Source organism: Aquimarina sp. AD1 (assembly GCF_003443695.1).
Taxonomy (GTDB): Bacteria; Bacteroidota; Bacteroidia; order Flavobacteriales; family Flavobacteriaceae; genus Aquimarina; species Aquimarina latercula.
Genome location: NZ_CP031966.1, coordinates 4,701,973 through 4,720,368, shown reverse-complemented (window position 1 = coordinate 4,720,368; position 18,396 = coordinate 4,701,973). Strand labels below are relative to the sequence as shown.

Annotated in this window: 18 protein-coding genes and 1 tRNA gene; 16 read left to right on the top strand and 3 right to left on the bottom strand. The window is 31.4% G+C overall.

Features of this window, described 5'->3' with window-relative positions; all coding sequences use genetic code 11:
- Positions 1-50: 50 nt before the first annotated feature.
- From D1815_RS20210 to D1815_RS20200, 3 genes are all read left to right on the top strand, one after another.
- Positions 51-581, top strand: coding sequence for an inorganic diphosphatase (locus D1815_RS20210; protein WP_027393013.1), 531 nt, complete (start codon positions 51-53; stop codon positions 579-581).
- A 111-nt stretch (positions 582-692) separates the two neighbouring features.
- Positions 693-3,101, top strand: a complete 2,409-nt coding sequence (locus D1815_RS20205) for a sodium-translocating pyrophosphatase (protein WP_118389042.1) — start codon at positions 693-695, stop codon at positions 3,099-3,101.
- Positions 3,102-3,180: 79 nt separating this feature from the next.
- Entirely contained in the window at positions 3,181-4,179 is a 999-nt protein-coding gene (locus tag D1815_RS20200) for an App1 family protein (protein ID WP_118389041.1), read from the top strand.
- On the opposite strand, the gene D1815_RS20195 is transcribed toward D1815_RS20200, so the two are convergent.
- Positions 4,176-4,943 (bottom strand): LexA family transcriptional regulator, encoded by a 768-nt coding sequence (locus D1815_RS20195; protein ID WP_118389040.1) that lies wholly within the window; start codon positions 4,941-4,943, stop codon positions 4,176-4,178. The genes D1815_RS20200 and D1815_RS20195 overlap by 4 nt on opposite strands.
- A gap of 167 nt (positions 4,944-5,110) precedes the next feature.
- On the opposite strand from D1815_RS20195, the gene D1815_RS20190 reads away from it, so the two are divergent.
- Genes D1815_RS20190 through D1815_RS20175 form a run of 4 tightly spaced genes read left to right on the top strand, consistent with a single transcriptional unit; the run spans position 5,111 to position 7,946 of the window.
- Positions 5,111-5,491 carry an endonuclease domain-containing protein gene (locus D1815_RS20190; protein WP_027393009.1) on the top strand — a complete coding sequence of 127 codons (381 nt, stop codon included), beginning with the start codon at positions 5,111-5,113 and terminating at the stop codon, positions 5,489-5,491.
- Positions 5,481-6,743, top strand: a complete 1,263-nt coding sequence (locus tag D1815_RS20185; protein WP_118389039.1) for a putative DNA modification/repair radical SAM protein — start codon at positions 5,481-5,483, stop codon at positions 6,741-6,743. Before D1815_RS20190 ends, D1815_RS20185 begins: the two co-directional genes overlap by 11 nt.
- Positions 6,744-6,753: 10 nt before the next feature.
- Positions 6,754-7,527 carry a TIGR03915 family putative DNA repair protein gene (locus D1815_RS20180; RefSeq protein ID WP_118389038.1) on the top strand — a complete coding sequence of 258 codons (774 nt, stop codon included), beginning with the start codon at positions 6,754-6,756 and terminating at the stop codon, positions 7,525-7,527.
- A gap of 53 nt (positions 7,528-7,580) precedes the next feature.
- Entirely contained in the window at positions 7,581-7,946 is a 366-nt protein-coding gene (locus tag D1815_RS20175; RefSeq protein WP_051336102.1) for a hypothetical protein, read from the top strand.
- Between the two features lie 54 nt (positions 7,947-8,000).
- Here D1815_RS20175 and D1815_RS20170 read toward each other — a convergent pair whose 3' ends face one another.
- The gene (locus D1815_RS20170) at positions 8,001-8,420 is read right to left on the bottom strand and encodes a nitroreductase family protein (RefSeq protein ID WP_240337533.1); all 420 of its coding nucleotides are present in this window, start codon (positions 8,418-8,420) and stop codon (positions 8,001-8,003) included.
- A 147-nt stretch (positions 8,421-8,567) separates the two neighbouring features.
- On the opposite strand from D1815_RS20170, the gene D1815_RS20165 reads away from it, so the two are divergent.
- Positions 8,568-9,497, top strand: a complete 930-nt coding sequence (locus tag D1815_RS20165) for a DUF58 domain-containing protein (protein ID WP_108804961.1) — start codon at positions 8,568-8,570, stop codon at positions 9,495-9,497.
- Between the two features lie 86 nt (positions 9,498-9,583).
- Positions 9,584-9,657 (top strand) — tRNA-Asp (locus D1815_RS20160).
- A gap of 541 nt (positions 9,658-10,198) precedes the next feature.
- On the opposite strand, the gene D1815_RS20155 is transcribed toward D1815_RS20160, so the two are convergent.
- On the bottom strand, positions 10,199-10,699 hold the full coding sequence (locus tag D1815_RS20155; RefSeq protein WP_118389036.1) for a DUF456 domain-containing protein: 501 nt from the start codon (positions 10,697-10,699) through the stop codon (positions 10,199-10,201).
- A 150-nt stretch (positions 10,700-10,849) separates the two neighbouring features.
- Here D1815_RS20155 and D1815_RS20150 point away from each other — a divergent pair, with 150 nt between their 5' ends.
- The 7 genes from D1815_RS20150 to ruvC all read left to right on the top strand — a co-directional run bounded on the left by D1815_RS20150 (position 10,850) and on the right by ruvC (position 18,371).
- A complete protein-coding gene (locus D1815_RS20150) occupies positions 10,850-11,272 on the top strand; it encodes a hypothetical protein (protein WP_118389035.1) in 423 nt (140 codons plus the stop codon).
- 332 nt (positions 11,273-11,604) lie between these two features.
- Positions 11,605-13,446 (top strand): M56 family metallopeptidase, encoded by a 1,842-nt coding sequence (locus D1815_RS20145; protein ID WP_118389034.1) that lies wholly within the window; start codon positions 11,605-11,607, stop codon positions 13,444-13,446.
- A gap of 94 nt (positions 13,447-13,540) precedes the next feature.
- A complete protein-coding gene (locus D1815_RS20140) occupies positions 13,541-15,586 on the top strand; it encodes a peptidylprolyl isomerase (protein ID WP_158594406.1) in 2,046 nt (681 codons plus the stop codon).
- A 39-nt stretch (positions 15,587-15,625) separates the two neighbouring features.
- A complete protein-coding gene (locus D1815_RS20135) occupies positions 15,626-15,997 on the top strand; it encodes a BlaI/MecI/CopY family transcriptional regulator (RefSeq protein ID WP_027393002.1) in 372 nt (123 codons plus the stop codon).
- The gene (locus D1815_RS20130) at positions 15,978-17,177 is read left to right on the top strand and encodes a tetratricopeptide repeat protein (protein WP_118389032.1); all 1,200 of its coding nucleotides are present in this window, start codon (positions 15,978-15,980) and stop codon (positions 17,175-17,177) included. The genes D1815_RS20135 and D1815_RS20130 overlap by 20 nt, the downstream gene beginning before the upstream one ends.
- Before the next feature lie 120 nt (positions 17,178-17,297).
- Positions 17,298-17,777: a hypothetical protein gene (locus tag D1815_RS20125; RefSeq protein ID WP_118389031.1), complete on the top strand. Its 480-nt coding sequence runs from the start codon at positions 17,298-17,300 to the stop codon at positions 17,775-17,777.
- A gap of 36 nt (positions 17,778-17,813) precedes the next feature.
- A complete protein-coding gene (ruvC, locus tag D1815_RS20120) occupies positions 17,814-18,371 on the top strand; it encodes a crossover junction endodeoxyribonuclease RuvC (protein WP_027392999.1) in 558 nt (185 codons plus the stop codon).
- The last annotated feature ends 25 nt before the right edge of the window (positions 18,372-18,396 follow it).

Below are 18,396 nucleotides of genomic sequence, written 5' to 3'. Positions count from 1 at the left end.
AAACCCTTGTAATACTTATATTTGCCGCCCATAAAAATGAGAATAATAATATGAGCGCAGCAAATCGCGATAGTTTCGATGTACTAATCGAAATTCCAAAAGGAAGCCGAAATAAATACGAATACGATTTTGATATAAAAAAGATCCGCTATGATCGCATGATCTTTTCTTCTATGATGTATCCAGCAGATTATGGATTTATCCCAGAAACTTTGGCATTAGATGGTGACCCACTTGATGTTCTAGTATTGGTAACAGAACCTACATTTCCTGGATGTGTAATAGAAGTTAAACCAATAGGTGTTTTTCATATGACGGATGAAAAAGGTCCAGATGAAAAAATCATTTGTGTACCTGTAGCAGATCCTATCGCTAGTCGTTTAGCCGATCTAAAAGAAATGAATCCACACCTTATAAAAGAAATAGAACATTTCTTCCAAGTATACAAAGATTTAGAAGAGAAAAAAGTAGATGTTGGTGGCTGGGGAAATATAGATGAAGCCAGAGAAATTATCAAAGCCTGTGTAAAACGTTTTGAGGATATGCCAAATAAACCAAAAGGTTTATTCAGTATTCACTAAAGTCCATACAAAAAATAAATAAAAGCGCAATATTTTGTAAAGAATATTGCGCTTTTTCTTTTTAGCTTTATTTTACTACATTTAGTGACTAATTAACTAAAAATACATTTAATGGAATCAAATATGATTTATATGCCAATTGTTTTGGCATTACTAGGGCTTATTTATATGCTGGTTAAAAAATCTTGGGTAATGAAACAAGATGCCGGTGATGGAAAAATGAAAGAAATTTCAGATCATATATACGAAGGAGCCTTAGCTTTCCTAAATGCAGAGTATAAATTACTTGCAATATTTGTAGTAATAGTAAGTGTTTTACTTACCATTGTATCTTTTGTAGTACCAACTACTCATTGGTTAATTGTTATTGCTTTTATATTTGGAGCGGTTTTCTCTGCCTTTGCAGGTAATATAGGGATGAAAATTGCTACCAAAACAAATGTAAGAACTACACAAGCAGCTCGTAATAGCTTACCAAATGCGCTAAAGATTTCCTTTGGTGGAGGTACAGTAATGGGTCTTGGTGTTGCAGGTTTAGCAGTTTTAGGATTAACTGCTTTTTTCATTGTCTTTTTTCATTATTTTATGGGAGGACAATGGACCAACACATCTGATATGACTGTTGTTCTGGAAACTTTAGCAGGATTCTCCTTAGGAGCTGAATCTATTGCTTTGTTTGCTCGTGTTGGTGGAGGAATTTACACAAAAGCCGCTGATGTAGGAGCAGATTTAGTTGGAAAAGTAGAAGCAGGGATCCCAGAAGATGATCCTCGTAATCCCGCTACAATTGCGGACAATGTTGGAGATAATGTTGGAGATGTTGCAGGTATGGGTGCAGATTTATTTGGTTCCTATGTAGCCACAGTATTAGCGGCAATGGTATTAGGTAATTATATCATTAAAGATATGGGAGGAAATATTGTCAGTGAAGGGTTTGATGGTATTGGACCTGTTTTATTACCTGTTGCAATAGCAGGAGCTGGAATTATTATTTCTATTATCGGAACGATGCTTGTAAAAATAAAAAGTAACGATGCTAAAGAAGCCCAAGTTATGGGAGCTCTTAATATCGGAAACTGGACATCAATCGCATTAGTAGCTGCATCTTGTTTTGGTCTATGTACATATATGCTTCCTGAAACCATGAAAATGGAATTTTTCGGAGAAGGTTTAATAGATATTTCTGCAATGCGGGTATTTTACGCTACATTGGTTGGTCTTTTTGTAGGAGGAGTAATTTCTGCCGTTACTGAATATTATACAGGTTTAGGCAAAAAGCCTATATTAGAAATTGTACAAAAATCAAGTACTGGAGCAGGAACTAACATTATCGCTGGTCTAGCTACTGGTATGATTTCGACTTTTTCTTCTGTCTTATTATTTGCAGGAGCTATTTGGGCATCTTATGCTTTTGCTGGATTTTATGGTGTAGCTATGGCTGCATCTGCTATGATGGCTACAACGGCAATGCAATTAGCAATTGACGCTTTTGGACCTATTGCTGATAATGCAGGAGGAATTGCAGAAATGAGTGAACAAGAACCAATCGTAAGAGAGCGAACTGATATTTTAGACTCAGTAGGAAACACGACAGCCGCAACTGGAAAAGGATTTGCTATTGCATCTGCAGCGTTGACTTCCTTAGCTCTATTCGCTGCATATGTAACATTTACAGAAATTGACGGAATCAACATCTTTAAAGCACCTGTATTAGCCATGTTATTTGTTGGTGGAATGGTACCTGTAGTATTCTCTGCTTTAGCGATGAATGCTGTAGGAAAAGCAGCAATGGAAATGGTATATGAAGTGCGTCGACAATTTAAAGAGATTGCCGGAATTATGGAAGGAACTGGAAAACCAGAGTATGACAAATGTGTCGCAATTTCTACTAAAGCCTCTTTAAGAGAAATGATGTTACCAGGATTGCTGACTATAGGGTTTCCATTAGCAATAGCTTTTATTCCCATGATTTTTGGAATGAATAATCAGGCTATAGCAGAAATGTTAGGTGGATATATGGCCGGAGTTACAGTTTCTGGTGTTTTATGGGCTATATTCCAAAATAACGCCGGTGGAGCTTGGGACAATGCTAAAAAATCATTTGAAGCAGGTGTAGAAATAAATGGAGAAATGACTTACAAAGGTTCCGATGCTCACAAAGCAGCCGTAACGGGAGATACAGTTGGAGATCCTTTTAAAGATACTTCTGGACCATCCATGAACATCTTAATTAAATTAACATGTCTAATCGGTCTTGTAATTGCACCTATTCTTGGCGGACACACTTCTGAAACTGCCGTTGCAACAAATGAAATAGAAGTTATAGAAACAACATCTTCTTCTGATAAAATAGGAAAACTAATTCAAGTTGAAATGAATATGGATGGTGATATGGCAAATGCTAAAGTTACCATAACTAAAACTGTCAATGGAAAAACTTCTACCGAAGTAAAAAAACTTAAAGGGACTGAGAAAGATGTAAAAATAAAAATTGAAGAAATTAAAGCTTCAATAAAATAATATTTAAAGCTATTTAATAAAAAACCTCGCTATTTAGCGGGGTTTTTTATCTTTATATTGCAGCATAATTACAATTATAATGTTCAAAAAAAAACCATTACGAATTAATTCTTACTTAGGATATGGAACTACAAACAGATTAAGGGCAACTGGAAGAGCACTAGAAGATGAGAATGTCAATTTTGATGGAAATACAGGAACTTTAAAAACATTACGAAACATTTATCGACAGTTCGAAAGTGATGAAATTAGAAAAGCGCATATCGATCTAAAATTATCTAATGGACAAAAATACACTACAACCACGGATGCCGAAGGATACTATAATTTTGATGAAATTATATCAAACTCTAATGAATTACTAAATAAAGAAGGATATATTAATTATATAGTTTCCTATCAAACTACAGGTAACAAGAAAGTAATTCAATCAAATATCTTTAAGGGAAAAATGTTAGTTCCTTCTAAAAAAGCTTCTTATGGTATAATCAGTGATATTGATGATACAATTCTGCATACAGGTGTAGCATCTATCTTAAAGTGGCGAGTTATTGCAAACACTTTTTTTAAAAATTTTGATAGAAGACTGCCGCTTGAAGGAACTGTCCAATTTTATCAGAAACTTAAACTAGGTAAAGCCAAAAAATCAACTAATCCAATTTTTTATGTTAGTAATAGTCCTTGGAACTTATATGATTATTTAACCGCTTTTTTAAAAAAACATTACTTCCCAGAAGGACCTATTTTATTACGAGATTTCAGAACACCTTTTGACAAAACACCAAAACCAACAGCTCCACATAAACAGTCAGAAATTTTAAATATCCTAAAAATATATCCTAATTTAAAGTTCATACTTATTGGAGACAGTGGCGAAAAAGATGCACATATTTATACAGAAATAGCAGGACAATTTCCCGACCGAATATTAGCAATTTATCTGAGAAGTGTTAATCACAAGAGAAAAGAAAAAAGAATCATGGATATTATTAATTCTTTTACCATTACTCCTATCCTACTTGTTCACTCATCACAAGAAGCGGAAGAACACGCAAGAAAGCATGGATTTATAGATTAATTTTTTAAACTTCTAACTTCAGAAGTCAAAACCATCATTGCATCCTGTAATTGTTTAATACTTGCAGTATCAGAATTTGCATCAATATTAAAACTCAGTTTACTATTCACTTCCCAAACCTCTACTATTTGATGTGTTTGGATTGTAAATGGTAAGTAATCAGCGTTTAGAGAAATTAACGTCAATACTGAAGAATCTTCATTCTTTCTAACTTTCTTTACCACAACACTATCCTGTAAAACTACAACATACAAAGCATTACTACTCAATTCTGAAAGACTATTTATAGCTTTTCCAATAACCCACTCTTTAGGCTCCAAAACAGGCAACATACTATCTCCTTCTACCTGAAACCCTCTATACGTAGCATTCCTATATTCTGGCAATGGTATATCAAACGCAGGTAATTGTTGATACCAATCCACATCCTGAACGTTATGCGGATAACCAGCTGCCGCCTTTACATTTACAAGAACAATATTTTCATTATTCTCCGAATCCACGGTAACAACCTTAGGTGTAACATCACCATTATGTAACTGAATTCTCTTTTGATCACTCTCGCCAAACAACCATAAAGGATTCACTCCAAACTCCTGAAGTAATTTAGAAACTACTTTTCCTGAAATCTTTGTTTTTCCTCTTTCTATATCCGCAGTAGAATTTTTAATATTCAAAATTTTAGCAAAATCAGATTGTGTAAAATGATTTTCCTCACGGATTGATTTAAAGCGTTGAATGGTTTGGTTAGTTAAATTATCCATACAACTATTATTTATTTATTAGCATACATTTCGGTTACTCCGGTTAGGGATAATTATGTAACAAATATACTGTTTTTTGGAATAATTCCAATTTTAACACTATTTCATTTTTATTTTATTGGAATAATTCCATAAATTTGGAAAAATTACTAGTCAACTATAATCTTATGAGATCACAAATTGTATTACATCAACCGGAATCAGAAAAAATCATTAAGTATTCATTAAATAATTCTATCCCAGCAACAGAAGAACTTTATGAGGGTTTAACCAAAAAAGGATTTTATTTCATTAGGAATCATAAGGTTGGCAATTATATTTTTGACTTTTATTGTCCTGTATTAAAAATTGCTATAGAAATAGATGGATATGCCCACGAATTTTCTGAAGTATATAGTCAGGATGCTCCTAAAAAATTACACATTCATTCTTTGGGTATAACCGTATTGCGTTTTACAGATTATCAAATCCTTGTTGACATTGAAGAAATATTTAGAGCATTAAAGCACGAAATCAAGACATCCAATCAAAATTCGTATGTCGTTTGATAGAATCACTGAAAAACTATCGATTCTTGCCGATGCAGCTAAATACGATGTATCTTGTGCAAGTAGTGGAGGAAAAAGAGCAAATACGCAAAAAGGATTAGGCAATAATACTGGAATGGGTATATGCCATAGTTATACAGAAGACGGACGCTGTGTATCCTTATTAAAAATTTTACTTACCAATCACTGTATATTTGATTGCGCATACTGTGTTACAAGAAAAAGCAATGACATAAAAAGAGCCGCATTTAAAATCCAAGAAGTAGTCGACCTGACCATAAATTTTTACAGAAGAAACTATATAGAAGGTTTATTTTTAAGTTCTGGAATTTTCAAAAATTCTGATTATACAATGGAACGCTTAGTAGCCGTGGCAAAGAAACTAAGACTAGAAGAGAATTTTAATGGTTACATTCATTTAAAATCAATTCCTGGTGCAAGTGATGAACTTATGAGAGAAGCTGGACTTTACGCTGACCGATTAAGCGTTAACATAGAAATTCCTACAATATCAGGACTAAAACTTTTGGCCCCAGACAAAAAACATGAAGATTTTATAAAACCTATGAGAAAGGTGAAAAATGAAATCATTCGGTATAAATCTGAACGAAAATCGATAAAAAACACTCCTAAATATGCTCCCGCAGGTCAAAGTACTCAGATGATTATTGGAGCGACAGGAGAGAGCGATAGAGATATTATGTATTCTGCAAACTATTATTATCAAAAATTTAATATGCGTAGAGTCTATTACTCAGGTTATATACCAATAACCACGGACAATCGACTACCTTCTATACAGACTGAGGTGCCAATTTTAAGAGAAAACAGATTATACCAAACTGATTGGTTACTTCGCTTTTATGGATTTTCAATCCAGGAATTATTAAACGATCAACATAAAAACCTAGAGTTAGATATAGATCCAAAATTGAGCTGGGCTTTACGAAACATGGAAGTTTTTCCGATTGATATTAATACAGCTGATAAAAATATAATTGCTAGAGTACCTGGAATCGGAATGCAATCCGTATACAAAATACTACAAGCTAGAAGATTTAGAAAATTAGATTGGTCACATCTTAAGGCAATTGGTATCTCTCTAAACAGGTCCAAATATTTTATAACCTGTAATTCTACCAATTTTTTTCATAAAGATATAGCTCCATTAGACTTAAAAAAACTTATTGTGAATTCTTCCAAAAGTAAGCACAATAAATATTTTACAAATCAACTCAGCTTATTTCCTTAAACGTAATACTATGAATCCACAAACTATTTTACAATACGATGGAAGTTTTGATGGATTCCTATCATGTGTTTTTATGATCTATGAACAAAAAATTGATTCGCCAATTATACAAAAACAACAAGAAATAAATAATCAACTATTTACGATTTCCGAAATAATTCATACGGATAAAACTAAAGCAAAAAGAGTCTGGAAAGGGATCAAGGATAAAACCGACATATCACAACAGAAAATTCTTTTCAGGGCATTCTTAAGTGAAATTAAAGGTGTCGAAAACACCATATTTTCTTATATAAAGAATACTTTTAAGGCCACAAATTCTAAATTTATTGATTATAGCAGCAAAGATATTCTTAAAATAAGCCAAGTAGCAAAGATGGTTAGTAGAGAGAAACACCGTATGGAAGCTTTTGTAAGATTTAAAAAAACTAAAGATGAAATCTACACTGCCACTGTAGAACCTGATTTTAATGTACTACCTTTATTAATACACCACTTTACGGATCGCTATGCGGATCAAAAATGGTTAATCTATGATATTAAAAGAGCTTATGGAATATTTTATAACCTTCAGAAAGTAGAGATAATTACTTTAGACTATTTTTCCAAACACACTACTACAATTAACAAAGAATATTATACTAATGATGAGTTGGAATTTCAACAATTATGGAAAACGTATTTTGACAACGTTAATATAAAATCCAGGAAAAATTCAAAACTACATATACAACATCTTCCAAAAAGGTATTGGAAATACTTGATCGAAAAAAACAATATATAAAATAAAATGTTAAATTTGGCGTTCAATAACCCAATTAACTATATCTATCAATTATGAAAAGATTATTTTTAGGAGCAATTGCTCTAACGTTAGCTGTTTCAGTAACTTCTTGTAAAGACACAACAAAAGCAGAAGATGCTGCTAATGAAGCTGTTGAAGAAGTAAAAGAAGCTGCTGAAGAAGCGAAAGAAGCTGCTGGAGAAGCAGTTGAAGAAGCAAAAGAAGCTGCTGGAGAAGTAGTAGATTCAGTAAAAGCTGCTGCTGGAGAAGCAGTAGACGGTGCGGTTGATGCTGCAAAAGATGCTGCTGGTGATGCAGTTGATGCTGCAAAAGACGCTGCTGGTGATGCAGTTGATGCTGCAAAAGATGCAGTAAAAGACGGAGCTAATAAAGCTACTGATGCACTTAAAAAGCAATAATATATAGTCATATATATGTAAAAACCCTTCCAATTTGGAAGGGTTTTTTATTTACTAATCGAACCATTTTACTTTCTCTTCGACTGGATTTCTTTTAGAAGATAACTCATCTTCTTTATCGTAATTACCTATATAAAGAAAACCTAGGCACCTTTCTCCTTCTTCAAGTTCAAAAAACTGGTCTGCATATTTTATTGATACGGGACTACTCCAATAGCATCCAACGTTATTAGATGCGCATGTAAGCCACATATTCTGGACAGCCATAGCAGTTGCAGCTATTTCTTCCCATTCTGGAACTCGTTCTTTAGCATCTCTTTGCATACATATAGCTATAATAGTATCAGACGCATCACATTTATCTTTAATCTTTTTGACTTTAAATGGCGAAAACTTATCATCTGGTGTGATATCCGTATAGGTATCCGATAAAAAATCCTCGATTATATTTGTAAATATAAAGAAAACAAGCACGATTTTTGGTTAACCTTAAAACAACTACAAACAAATGAAAAGAAAAAACCAAAAGAAAAATTTCGCTTATGGCTGGCAGGATTAGTAATTTAGTATCCGTATATTGTTTGAATTATTAAAACGAATACTCTTAATACGTAGCGAAGGATGAATATCCAAAATGAAATTAACAAAACTGGAGGCTTTACGAATCTTGAACTTTTAGCTAAACAAGTGGTAGAAGGTTTTATTTCTGGAATGCATAAAAGTCCTTTTCATGGATTCTCTGCGGAATTTGCAGAACATAAAGTATATAATAACGGAGAAAGTACAAAGCACATAGATTGGAAACTATATGCGAAAACAGATAAATTATTTACTAAAAGGTATGAAGAAGAGACCAACTTAAGGTGTCATATTATTATTGATAATTCTTCTTCAATGCATTATCCAGAGATTAAAGAACATCATTTAGGATCGCTAAATAAAGTTAGTTTTTCGGTACTGGCAACTGCTTGTTTAATGAATATACTCAAAAAACAACGTGATGCTATTGGATTAAGTATTTACAGTGATACTTATGATTATTATTCTCAAGAAAAAGGTAGCGAGAGGCATCATCAAATGCTTCTGAGCAAGTTAAGTCAAATTGTAACTTCTACTCCAACTTCAAAAAATACCGATACCTATACTTTTTTACATCAAATTGCAGAAAAAATCCATCGTAGATCTTTGATTTTCTTATTTACAGACATGTTGCAGGCCACGTCAAGTCCCGAAAAATTATTTGAAGCCTTAAGACATCTTAAATATAACAAACACGAAGTAGTGCTGTTCCATACCTTTGATAGCACTAAGGAGCTAAACTTTGATTTTAATAATCGTCCTACCAGATTTATAGATGTAGAGACTGGTGAGCACGTAAATTTATATGCAGATAATATTAAAGAAAATTATCAGAAAGCGGTCGCATCTTATTTTTATGAACTCAAGTTAAAATGTTCACAGTATAAAATAAAATATGTAGAAGCTGATATTACAAAAGATTTTGACAAAATTCTCACAACATATCTTGTTGAAAGGCAGAAATTTGTATAAATCGACAAAAAATAAACTAAAAAAAGTTGAAAAAACATTTGCGGGTTTTAAAATGAGGTGTATATTTGCATCCGCAATAAGGCAATGGTCTGGTAGTTCAGTTGGTTAGAATACCTGCCTGTCACGCAGGGGGTCGCGGGTTCGAGTCCCGTCCAGACCGCAAATTGCAAAAGCTTCAACTAACATTGAAGCTTTTTTTTGCAATTAACGAAGTTGTGTTGTCCCACGCCGTTTGCGTGGGTGGTTTAGTAAACCAATGAGAAGCTTTTCCTGAAAACGGAGAGGCTTTTTTTAATTTAATACTATATGTAAGATTCTTAAACTCACAAAATCAAAAGCCACAGAATTCTAAAAATCTCTTTTAAAACTTAGAACCCCCTACTACTATATTCCTAGAGAAAAAACATATTTGTATAATTATTCAATGTTAAATTTAACAACTGTAGTCTTAATCCTACTAAAATCAAATAAAATAGACTAAAATATGTTAAAATGCACTTTTTTATAGATAAAGTGCGTAAATAATTTGGTGATAAGCTTTTTTATACTATCTTTACAAAGTGAAAATGAGTTAGTGCTTTCATTACCCCCAAGATGAAAGTTTTTATAAAAGTGAGTTTTAATTTTAGAATAAGCCCCTAAATTAAGATGATTTGTGTGAAGAAAAAGAGCGTGGAGACGCTCTTTTTTATTGTTTATTACTAAAACAATTCCCCCCAATGCTCCCAAACTTTATTGATATATAAAATCACAAAAGCTACGGATACTATAAATTTTACGAAAGTACCAGCAAGAAAACCAAGAAATGAACCAAAAGCTGCTTTTAAAGCCTTACCAGAATCATTACTGTCTTTTATAAGTTCACCGATAAATGCTCCAGCAAAAGGCCCTATAACAATCCCCAATGGCCCCAGAAACAACAACCCTATGATAAGTCCTACAGAACTCCCTATCATACCATACTTGGTACCGCCAAAATGTTTTGTTCCCCATGCTGGGACTACATAATCAAGCACCCAAACTACTAATGCTATAGCCAACGTAATCCCTAAAAAAGTCCAATTTTGAGGAATAACATTTGTAAAATGCAATATTAAAAGACCTATCCATGAAGTAAAAGGTCCCGGTAGTACAGGCAGAAAACTACCAATAATCCCAACTAAACATAAAATAAATCCTATTATGACTAAAGCTATATCCATAGTAATTTATTAGACTAATAAAAAACAATATTGTTACTGTACTATTACTTTTTTAATATAATTCTTAAAGTTGTATTAACACGTAAAATTCTTACAAACTATAAATTTGTAGGAAAATAAAATACTTTATTAACCTATCCTGCCCCCGAAATGAAAAAGTATATTCTTACTACTATCATGATCATTTTTATTGGTTTTTTTGCTTATTCACAAAAAAAGCCCACCACGGTTAAGTGCAAAAACAAAAATATCGAACGTGTTAGAAAGCATTGTGTTTGTAAAGATATAGAACAATATGCTAAAAATAATTACAATGTTAGATCCGTATCTTCCTATGCTCAATCTGGATTCAATCGTATTTATACAAGATTTAATATTTCTAATGATGGTCAAATCAAAAACATACAAGTCAAAGGAGGCTCACCGGAATTAGAAAAAGAAGCTATTAGAACTTTGATGTCATTTCCAGATATTATTCCCGCAAATCCGCAATCAAAGACTATATTAAATTCTCAAGAATTCTATACAATTTTAATTCAATTCGAGGTTAAAAACACTATCACTAATCTATAAACCACATTAGCTCTAAACTCGTTATTTCATTTTAAGCTATTTATTTTTAATACTTTAATAGAGCACATGGAATATTTCCTGTAGAATTCACCAAAACTTACTCCACAAAAAACAACTAAAAATCATAATTTTTTATTTTTTTTAACTAAAAATTTAGTTAAAACAAAAAAATACATATATTTGCTATTCAACTAAAGTATTAGTTGAATAGATGTAGTTACCTACAAAACAACATTGGGGTCGTCAATTTGAGTCTGATATTCTTTTTTTTAATCATGAATACTCAGACTCTAGATTGACAAAGCCTTAACAGTTTTACTAAAAAAGAAAATATGTTTTATTACCTACTCCAAATCTTAATATTTCAGTTAGTATTTCTTTTGATTTATGACCTGTTACATAAAAAAGATACTTTCTTTAATTGGAATCGTCTATATCTATTGATAGTACCATTCTTATCGCTAGCACTGCCGTTTATAGAGATTGACTTTCTTAATTCTAGCACCACCGGAGCTTATGTTTCTACTATTGAAAGAACAATTATAGCCTCTACTGAACGCACCCTACTGAACGGAAACCAAACCAATGATATTTATAATATTTCCTCTGAGTCTGTTAATTGGTCATTAATAGTATACTTAATAGGAATAATGATCAGCATAGTAGTTCTTATATTAAAATTCCATAAACTTCATATACTAAGGAATGTTTCTAATATTTCTAAAGCTTTTGACAAAAGAATAGTAATACTCCCTAATAGCTCTCATGCATTTTCGTTTTGGAATACCATTTTTTTAGGAGATGCTTTAACTGAAGAAGAAAAGAAAAATATCATCTCACACGAACTGGTTCATGTAAATCATAAACATACTATTGATCAAATCGGTATAGAAATATTAAAAGTATTATTATGGTGGAATCCTTTAATATATATTTATCAAGCTAGGATCACCCTACTCCACGAATATATCGCTGACTCCGTTACTATACATAAAGTAAATCAAAGAAATTATATAGAACAGTTACTTAATTCTGCTTTTCAAACAGAAAAAATAACTTTTATCAATCAATTTTTCAATCAATCATTAATCAAAAAACGAATACTTATGTTACAAAAGTCCCAATCAAAATCTATTGCCAAATTTAAATACCTACTATTAATACCAGTCATTACGGGAATCCTTACCTACACTTCTTGTAAAGATGATGGTACATCTAAATCAGAAGACGCTACTATGGTAGAAGGAGAGAGCACTGATATTAATAAAAAAATAGCAACTAGTAATCAGCCTTCATGTCTTAACAAAGGTTCTAAGTATGATTATACGTTAGATAATTACTTAAAAATTACAAATGGAAAAAATGCTGATATAATTGCCAAAATTGTCTCTTTAACTACAAATGAAATTATTAGAACAGCTATAGTTTACAAGTCTCAGACTCATCTTGTTAGAAACATACCTCAAGGTACATATCGAATTGATGCTGTCTATGGAAATCAGTATAAAGAAGAGGAAAAAGATGGTTATTGTTCGGGGAGTTTTGCAACAGAGTTTATTTCCGAAACTGGAGAAGACGTTCTCGATTATAATATTATCATAAATGAAAAAGGGAAAAATGTACCTTCTTATTCTTTAGCATTAGATTTCTTACCTAAAGATTCTAAAAGTAACAATACCGATAACAAAGGAAATGTTAATCAGGAGGAAAAAAAAGGCGAAATTTCTGAAAAAGCAGCAGCTTACAACAATGGGATCAAAACAAATGATATATCCAAAAAAGAAGCTGAGCCTTATTGTGCAAATTCTGATGAAACTAGATACGACTATAAATTAGATAATTATCTAAAAGTAACCAATGGAAAAAATGCTGAAGTAATTATCAATATTGTTAACTTAGAAACGCTAAAAAGCGTAAGGACTATACACCTGCCTAAGAATGCAGAATACTTCATTAGAAACATTCCGGAAAGCAAGTATCACTTAAAAATTGTGTATGGAGAAGGTTATAAAAAAGAAGAAAAAAACGAAAAATGTGTGCTTTCGTTTACCAACAAAAAAATAGAAGAAGAAGGCCAAGATATTCTTGATTTTAATACAATTATATCACCACAAGGTCTTAATGTTCCTTCATATTCTATTTCATTAGATATGTTAGATGAACATACACATTAATAGAGTAAACTATAAATAATTAATACTAACAGATATGCTTCAATATTGTATTCAAACTATATTATTTCAGTTAATATTTTTATTAGCGTACGACATGTTTCACAAAAAAGATACTTTTTTCACTGTAAATAGAGTATATCTTTTAGTTACTTCTGTACTTTCTTTGACTCTACCTTTTATTAAGGTTAAAAGTATCCAAGAAACTATCCCAGACGATTATGTAGTTAATTTACCCACTGTTTTTATCGGGGAAAGAATTTCGAATAATACTATTGAAGTTGCAAATACTGTTTCTTCAGCATCTCTAAATATAAACTGGTGGTTAGTTCTTTATATAATCGGAGTTTCCGTAGCCGTGTTCTTATTTATTAGAAAAATACTAATCATTCGTTCTTTAAAACAAAAATCTTCTAAAGGGATGATCAGGAAATTCCCTGTTAGAATATTACCTGATAGTAAAGATGCCTTTACTTTTTGGAACACTATATACATTGGAAATGAATTATCGGAAACAGAAAAAAACAAAATTCTAATTCATGAGATCGTGCATTTAAAACAAAAGCACACATTAGATCTCATTTGGTTCGAAATAATCAAAATCCTTTTCTGGTTTAATCCTTTGATTTACATATATCACTCTAGAATCATCACTTTACACGAATATATCTCTGATGCATCCGCTATTAGACAATTAGGAAAGAGAGCATATTATGAACAATTACTTAACTCTAATTTCCAGACTAAAAATGTAAAGTTTACTAATAATTTCTTCAATCATAAATTACTTAAAAAAAGAATCATCATGCTTCAAAAAACGAAATCAAAATCCAATGCTAAATTAAAATACTTAGCTATTGTACCGTTATTAGTAGTTATGCTTACATTTACCGCTTTTTCTCAAAAAGCTGTTGCTATTGCAAATATTTCATCCGAAAAAATAACAGATGAGATTAAAGAATTGACTAATTCACTATCTCATGAAAAGGTCGATACTGAGATAGAAACTGAAATTCCTGCTGAAACTAATATTTCTAATAATGAAAAAGAGGTTTCAGATATTATAGAAACTGAACCAACAGAAGAAAAAGAAGAGGAACAAATCCAACAACCAATAAAAACAATTACTAGAGATTCATTATCAAAAGTAGATCAAAAGATTGTTGATAGACTTTTAGAAATTAAAAATGATATTATTCAAAATGGTAAAAGCTTTGCCAGTAGAGCTGTACTATATTCAGAAGACCCTGGATCCAAAGGTAATGGAGGATTATATTTTGTACAAAAAGACACTCCTTTTCATGAAAAATTTAAAGCTATTGCTTTTACCTTAAAAGAAGGTGAAATTTCTGAACCTTTTAGAACCTCTTTTGGATGGCATTTACTAACTGTAGATAAAATAAAAAAAGACGGAGTAGATGTAAGACATATCTTAATTTTAAGAGAACAAAATATCCCTTATGCAGCAGTAGAAAAAGTACCAAAGACACAGAATTGTAAGGATTTAACAAATAATGAAGAAGTAAAAAAATGTGTCTCTGATGAAATCAAACAATTCGTCAATAGGAATTTCAATGTAGACATTGCAGAGTCAATCGGTTTAACTGGGGTAAATCGAATCTTTGTAAGATTTAAAATAGATACTTTAGGAAATATCACAGAAGTTCAATCTCGTGGACCAGCTATCGAATTAGAAGAAGAAGCTAACAGAGTAATTAGTTCTCTACCTAAAATGATCCCAGGAGAGTCGAATGGAGAAAAAGTAAATGTTTTATATTCATTGCCAATTGTTTTTCAGGTACACGGCACCTCCGACCAAGAAGCTGAAAAAAAAACTAAAAAACAGAATATAATTACAGAAGAAAAAGTTCTAACCGAAACATTATCAGACTATGAAAATCACACTATCAAAAATGGATACTATATGGTAGTGAATATTTTTAAACGCCAAAGTTATTTTGAAAAAGGCATCGCAAAATTAAAAAAACAAGGACTTAAACCTAAGCACTTCAGAAACCCAAAAGATTCATACATATACGTATATCTAGAAAGATATGACACTTTAGATGAAGCCAAAGCAATGTTAACTTCTGATATGAATGGACAATACACAGGAGATTTATATATATTAAAAATCCAATAATAAACTAAACGTAAAAAATAAATACATAGAGTCAAACAAATGAAACAACTCACCAAAGCAGAAGAAGAAGTAATGCAGCTTTTATGGCAACTTAATGAAGGAAATGTCGCTGCTATTATCGAACAGATGTCAGAGCCTAAACCAGCATATAATACAATCTCTACAATAATTAGAATTCTAGAAAACAAAGAGTTTGTTTCTCATCGTAAAGAAGGGAAAGGATATGTCTACTTTCCGTTGGTAAAAAAGGAGGAGTATAGTAACCAATCATTAAATAAATTAATGAACAATTACTTCAATGGATCTTTTAGAAATATGGTGTCATTTTTTGTAAAGAAAAATGATATGAACATGAAAGATCTAGAAACTATACTTCAGGAAATTAATAAAGATGATAGTAGTAATTCATAAAAGCATAAAATATTTTTTTTACATTTTAATAGCCTTGACTTTTATAAAAGTTGAGGCTCAAGACTCTCAACTAAAAATTGCAGATAGTCTTTATACAATTGGCAACTTTTCGGAAGCAATAAAAAGCTATAAAACAATCGTTCCGAAGGATGACTATATACTTCTAAAAATAGCTAAAGCTCATAAAGCAAAAGGTACTTATAAGGATGCCTTAAATTATTATGAAAAAGTAATTCTAATGAACACAGAATTACTTCCTGCAAAATTAGAATATGCAAAATTATTGATGTCTACAAAAAAGTTTAAAAAAGCAGATAGTGTATACTCAGACTTGGTTGCTAAACATAATGATAATCCAAATTTCCAATATCGTTTAGGGCTTGCCAAGAAAAAATTAAAAGATTCTACAGCGATAATTTATTTCGAAGAAGCCTTTAGACTAGATAGTACTCATCAGAAAAGTTGTTTTGAAGTTGCAAAACATTATCTTAAAAAAAGAAAATACATCAAAGTAGAAGATATTGCCAATAAAGGACTAGCATCTTATCAAGAAAACCCAGAGTTAATTAATGTAATTGCACAAAACTATCTTTTAAGAAAATACTACTCAGAAGCTATACCATATTTCGAAAAACTTATCGAATTAAATCATAATAATGAATTTGTTCACGCTTCCCTAGCCTTATGTTATCATAAGGATTATGAATACAAAAAAGCTATTGAACAATATCTACAGGCCTTAACATTTAATAATCAAGTCTCTTTAAGGTATACTCGATTAGCTCAAGCCTATAGTTCTATCAAAAAGTATGATGAAGCACTAACTAGTTTTAAAATGGCATTAGAACTTAAAGATGTTCCTATAGATGAAGATCTATATAATATTGCCATGACCTATAGGCATAGAGAAGAATGGGAAAATGCCATTAAACATATGAAATTGGCAATTAAAGAAAATCCAAATTATCACAATGCACAATACCAACTGGCAACTTTTGCCGATGCCTATTATAAGGATCCTAAAGTAAAGCTAAAGTATTATACTGATTGTTTAAAAAAACTAGAAGCAAGTAACGAAGACAATACATTCATAAACTTTCTTAAACAAACTGTCAATAAAAGGATTAGACAATTCGAACAAGAAATCGAGAAAACTAAAAAAAATATTGAAAAAAAATAAATTTATTTACAAAAGTAAAAAGAGTATTCTTATCACATTGATATTAACCTTCTGAAAAAAAACTTTAATTTTATGCGCTTAGAAACACTTAAGTTCTTTTATAGCTATTAAAATTAATCAATGATTAAGCGATTTTATTATATATCTGTTTTAATTTTTACATTATTTTCTTGTGACAATTTAGTGCTCAAAAAAGAGAATCAAGAACAAGTTTTAAAGGATAAATGGAATGAAATCGACAAAAACCAAGTCGATGAACCTCCTCTATTTGATGCTTGTAAACACGTTTCTGGAGAAGAAATAGAGCGTTGTTTCCATACCATCATAAATGAACAAATAGGAAACTATCTCCAAGATCAAACAATTAAAGTAAAAGAACCTATTAATGATACCATCTGGGTTCCTTTGTTAATTACCAAAAATGGGGATATAATTCTTGAAGACTTTTCAGTTCCAGATTTTATAACATCTCAGATTCCAGATTTTAAAGACATTTTAGAAGAAAGTATTGATAATCTTCCTGATGTAGAACCTGCTCATACTAGAAGTACTCCTGTAAATACAAGATATAAACTTCCATTAGTAATTAGTATTAATTAAACTTACATTCCTTAGTTTTGTATAAATTGAAAGCTATTGGAAAGTGAAAAAATAATATTGGGTATTGATCCTGGAACTACCATCATGGGATTTGGCTTGATTAAAGTTGTTAAAAAAAAGATGTCTTTCTTACAGCTTAATGAGTTACAACTTAGCAAATACGATGATCACTACGTGAAGTTAAAACTTATCTTTGAACGTACAATAGAACTCATAGAAACATATCACCCAGATGAAATAGCTATTGAAGCTCCATTCTTTGGTAAAAACGTACAATCTATGCTTAAATTAGGTCGTGCACAAGGAGTTGCTATGGCGGCTGGATTAAGTAGAGAAGTGCCTATCACAGAATACTCTCCAAAAAAAATAAAAATGGCAATTACAGGTAATGGTAATGCTAGTAAAGAACAAGTCGCCAAAATGCTTCAAAGTCTTTTAAAGATCAAAACGCTTCCTAAAAACCTAGATTCTACAGATGGATTAGCAGCCGCTGTTTGTCATTTTTATAATATGGGCAGAGCCGATATTGTAGGTAAAAGCTATACTGGTTGGGCAGCATTTGTAAAACAAAACGAAAAACGAGTGAAGAAATAATAATAATTCAAAAAAAAATAATATC

Coding starts and splice junctions, on each gene's coding strand:
- D1815_RS20210 (WP_027393013.1), top strand. CDS start 51: ATGAGCGCAGCAAATCGCGATAGTTTCGATGTACTAATCGAAATTCCA.
- D1815_RS20205 (WP_118389042.1), top strand. CDS start 693: ATGGAATCAAATATGATTTATATGCCAATTGTTTTGGCATTACTAGGG.
- D1815_RS20200 (WP_118389041.1), top strand. CDS start 3,181: ATGTTCAAAAAAAAACCATTACGAATTAATTCTTACTTAGGATATGGA.
- D1815_RS20195 (WP_118389040.1), bottom strand. CDS start 4,943: ATGGATAATTTAACTAACCAAACCATTCAACGCTTTAAATCAATCCGT.
- D1815_RS20190 (WP_027393009.1), top strand. CDS start 5,111: ATGAGATCACAAATTGTATTACATCAACCGGAATCAGAAAAAATCATT.
- D1815_RS20185 (WP_118389039.1), top strand. CDS start 5,481: ATGTCGTTTGATAGAATCACTGAAAAACTATCGATTCTTGCCGATGCA.
- D1815_RS20180 (WP_118389038.1), top strand. CDS start 6,754: ATGAATCCACAAACTATTTTACAATACGATGGAAGTTTTGATGGATTC.
- D1815_RS20175 (WP_051336102.1), top strand. CDS start 7,581: ATGAAAAGATTATTTTTAGGAGCAATTGCTCTAACGTTAGCTGTTTCA.
- D1815_RS20165 (WP_108804961.1), top strand. CDS start 8,568: ATGAATATCCAAAATGAAATTAACAAAACTGGAGGCTTTACGAATCTT.
- D1815_RS20155 (WP_118389036.1), bottom strand. CDS start 10,699: ATGGATATAGCTTTAGTCATAATAGGATTTATTTTATGTTTAGTTGGG.
- D1815_RS20150 (WP_118389035.1), top strand. CDS start 10,850: ATGAAAAAGTATATTCTTACTACTATCATGATCATTTTTATTGGTTTT.
- D1815_RS20145 (WP_118389034.1), top strand. CDS start 11,605: ATGTTTTATTACCTACTCCAAATCTTAATATTTCAGTTAGTATTTCTT.
- D1815_RS20140 (WP_158594406.1), top strand. CDS start 13,541: ATGTTTCACAAAAAAGATACTTTTTTCACTGTAAATAGAGTATATCTT.
- D1815_RS20135 (WP_027393002.1), top strand. CDS start 15,626: ATGAAACAACTCACCAAAGCAGAAGAAGAAGTAATGCAGCTTTTATGG.
- D1815_RS20130 (WP_118389032.1), top strand. CDS start 15,978: ATGATAGTAGTAATTCATAAAAGCATAAAATATTTTTTTTACATTTTA.
- D1815_RS20125 (WP_118389031.1), top strand. CDS start 17,298: ATGATTAAGCGATTTTATTATATATCTGTTTTAATTTTTACATTATTT.